The sequence below is a fragment of the Microbacterium sp. P5_B6 genome (assembly GCF_056400345.1).
The window spans coordinates 1-3,987 of the sequence record NZ_JBFULL010000046.1 but is presented as its reverse complement, the minus strand read 5'-3'; the positions used below and the strand labels follow the sequence as shown (position 1 = coordinate 3,987).

The window sequence follows — 3,987 nt, the reverse complement described above, 5'->3', positions numbered from 1 at the left end:
CTCCACATACGCCGTGGACAGCTTCACAATCTGCCGCCCATCCGACGTCAAAACCCCACCCTCGAACTCCTGCCAGCACGACGACGACTGACACTGCATCACATCAAGCGGCACCCCCAACGAACCCGCAGCACCACCCAACTCCGCATACTTCCCCGCAAACCACGGATGCACAGGAGGGCAGGCGACGTCGGTGAATTCCGGCGACCAGGCGTAGCGGTAGTAGAGGGTGTCGAGGATCTCGCCATCGGCGATCCAGCCGGCGGGAAGGTCGTTGGCGGCGAAACCGGGCTGCACCGCGGCCGAGATGTCGAAGTTCTCCGGGTCCCCGCTGGCCCAGTTGTAAACGACACCCGCAGTGTCCTCGGGCTTGTAGGCGAAGTCGGCCTCCGTGCCGCACGGATCATCGAACGAGGGTGGCATCAKGACGACATCCGTCCCGCGATAGCAGTTCCCGTGCGGCTGAACGGATTGGTATCCCATTGCAGGTAAGACGGTGACTTCGCGCGAGAGCTCCGTCGCGTTGTCCACGAACACGTAGCCATCTGCCGCCGTGAGCGTGAGGACATACACCCCTGGGCCGTCGTCGTCCCGGTCGAACGAGAGTGTCATGTGCTCCAAAGGCTGAGACACATCCGGCAAGGCGCCGTCGGTGTCACAGGTCGGAGGTATGGGTACGGAGCCTATGAACAACCAGGGCATCGGCAGCATGATCGGTTCACTGGCGGACAGCGCCGGCGAGTCCGACACAGTGGGAACCGAGTCCGATGCCCTCCGTCCGACTGAATCCGACAGATCTGGTCCCGCGGGGTCAGGCCCGCCCGCGAGGGCGTCTGTGGCAGGCTCGTCGTGCGCGCCGGCGACGGATTCAACTACCGTCGCTTCAGCGCTCGCGTCCTCGTCCGCATAGGCGCCGGAAAGCCCGATCGGCGCGAGCACGAGAGCGGCAACAACCGCCGCGCCAGGGAACATCTTCCATCTCTTCATCTGTCCACCCCATGGTCCGCCAGGCGCACGAAACGCTCCTGATGTGGATACAGCACTCGCTTCCTTGCGACACCTGCGTGAATCGCATACGCGCAGGCGCTGTGGTCGGCTTCCCCCAGAGAATGTCGACCCGCGATGAGGTCAACATAGCAGGGCCAATGCGTCGGAACCATTGGGTGCATCAGCGAGATCCGATCGTGGATCTCGCTGATGCACCGCGATTGCAGCACCGATACCGGCACTCCGATCGGCCCTCGATCGCGCGATGGCGGCGGCCGGAGAGGCCCAACGGGCTGGAGGACTACCGGAGGCTCTCGCAGGCGATGCGGTCGTTGTTCCCGTCGAGCTTCGCGACATCCCCGTAGAGCGGGTAGTAGAGGTCGAACCAGGCCTGCGCTTGGGCATGGGTGGCGAAATCTGTGCAGTTCTTGGTGTCGCCCGGGTAAGACGGCGTACCGGGTTTCGGCGCTGCGTGACTCGCCTCCCACTCGGCCCACGCGGTCCCGGTGAGGACGCGAACACCGGAACCCGGGTCCCAGACCAGCAGGCCGTGCTGGAACGGGACCTGGCAGTAAGTGCCGAAACAGGCTTCCGAACCGTTCACGAGCCCCAAGGCTCCGCCCGGTCCGCCATTGGCGAGCCACGTCGACACGTACGCGCTCGACAGTGCCACGATGCTCGACGTCGACGAGGTCAGCGTCCCCTTCTGGAACACCTGGTAGCAGGCGGCGGACTGACAGCGCATCGCATCAGTGGGCAGCCCCAACGACCCATTCGCRCCGCCGCGGGACACCCAGGCGGGGTAGAACCAGTTCTTCGCCACCGGGAACACGCCCGAGTTCGGCACCCACACGATCACCCCACCCGAGAACGCGGTCTGACAATACGACCCGAAGCAGGACTCCGCACCAGCCACCAGACCGAGATCACCATTCGGACCACCCCAGTCCAACCACGTCTTCACATACGCCGTCGACAGCTTCACGATGCCCTTACCACCCGACGTGAGCACCCCACCGGTGAACTCCTGCCAGCACGCCGACGACTGGCACCGCATCACATCAACCGGCGAACCGATCGACCCGGTCACACCACCCAGCGCCTTCCACGCCGCCTCGAACCAGGCATGCACCACGATCGGCGCGACACCCACATTCGGCGTCCACTTGATCACGCCATGCGTGAACGGCACCACACAATACGTCCCGAAGCACGCCTCCGGACCCGCGACCAGACCCAGCACGCCATCGGGCCCGCCGTTCGTCAGCCACGTCTCCACATACGCCGTGGACAGCTTCACAATCTGCCGCCCATCCGACGTCAAAACCCCACCCTCGAACTCCTGCCAGCACGACGACGACTGACACTGCATCACATCAAGCGGCACCCCCAACGAACCCGCAGCACCACCCAACTCCGCATACTTCCCCGCAAACCACGGATGCACAGTGGGCCCGGCCGGCGGCGGGGTGCCCGCCTTGGTGAGCGTCGCGATCTGGCTCATGCTTCCGCCGCTGCGGTAGCCCGCGAACACCCGGACCTCAGAGGTGGGGTCGACGTTCTCAAACGTGAAGGAGTTTCCACCGACCTCATCCGGGTACTCGACGATCAGGCCAGCAGCTCCCGCGCCCTCAGGGAGGATCGCGAACCACCACTCGGCGTCCGCCGGAGCCGAGGAGTCCGCAGACACGATGAGCGACGTACCCGTCTTCCCGGCCACGCGAAGGACTGGTGCGGCGKGAGCTGCCGGGTCGTTGACCGCGACAGCGCCCGCGCTGCCCTCGGCGGAGCCGGTGTATGCGGAGAGCAGGACAAGCGCCGACTCCTCCCCTACCCACGCCTGGGTGGAGTTCGCCTGTGGAGCGGGCAGCGGTCCGCCATCACCCCACCAACCACCCGTGGTCGAGATGCCGTAAGCCAGGATCGGGTCCGCAGAGGCCGGCGTCGGCCACGTCACCGTCGCGTAGGAACCGTCGCGGGTTCCCGCCGAGAGCACGGGCGCGGACGGGCGCGGAGCGTTCGGCTCCACAGCCTGAAGAACCGCATCCTGGCCCGCGATCGTCGCTCCATGGGCGACCGTGACCTTCGTGGCAGACGCGAAGGTCGGACCGCCCAGGAAGGTTCGCCGGAAGGCTGCGGGCACGCCGCCGAGGTTTCCGATGAACACCTTGTAGGCACCAGCCGGAAGGAGTTGCAGCGAGTATTGACCGGCCGCGTCGGAGGAGGCGCCCCATCGGAAACCGCTGCTCGTATCGTCGGCATCGATCACCCATACTCCGACGCCCTCCACAGGCGCGCCATCGATATCACGCAGCGTGCCGCTGATGGTCGCACCATACTCGAGTGCGGCGTCGATACCGGATGCCGGAGCGGCGGGAGCGATCTCGACGAGGGTCGCACTGCTGTAGTCGGCCGCGTTGTCGTAGTACTCCGGGATGAGGTTCACGGGCACGGACTGACCGGCATCCGCATCCCAGTAACTGCCCGCAGAGAACTKAACGCGATAGTCCCCTGCGGTCAAGCCGGTGATCGTGTACTGCCCGGTGGCTCGGTCGATCGACGGAGACCCGCCCGATCCGACTCCGTTGACGGGGCTCGCAGAGACRTAGACGGCGTTCCACCACTCTTCGGGAGCATCCCCTGGAAGACTGATGGTGCCACTGATGGTCGACCCGTATTCGAGGGCGGCATCTATACCGGAGACTTGACCACCCGCACCGGTCGTGACGAAAGTGGCATCGTTGTAATCGACGGCGTTGTCGTAGTACTCCGACATGAGGTTCACCGGCACGGACTTGCCGACAGCGGAGTCCCAGTAGCTGTACGCGGAGAACTGCACCCGATAGTCCCCCGGGGCCAAGCCGGTGATCGTGTACTCGCCGGTCTCACGATTGATCGTGGAATACCCGCCCGACCCGGATCCGTTCACGCGGTTTGCGTACACGCTGACCGCGTTCATCCATTCCACGGGGGCGTCTGCCGGGAGGGTGACCGTGCCGC

2 protein-coding genes are annotated in these 3,987 nt (G+C 65.4%); both read right to left on the bottom strand.

The window, feature by feature from the left end; genetic code table 11:
• Nucleotides 1-987: hypothetical protein (locus AC1DP3_RS17945; protein WP_477295671.1), on the bottom strand; the 987-nt coding region annotated here is incomplete at its 3' end.
• Between the two features lie 301 nt (nucleotides 988-1,288).
• On the bottom strand, nucleotides 1,289-3,987 hold a 2,699-nt coding region (locus AC1DP3_RS17940), incomplete at its 5' end, for a carboxypeptidase regulatory-like domain-containing protein (protein WP_477295669.1).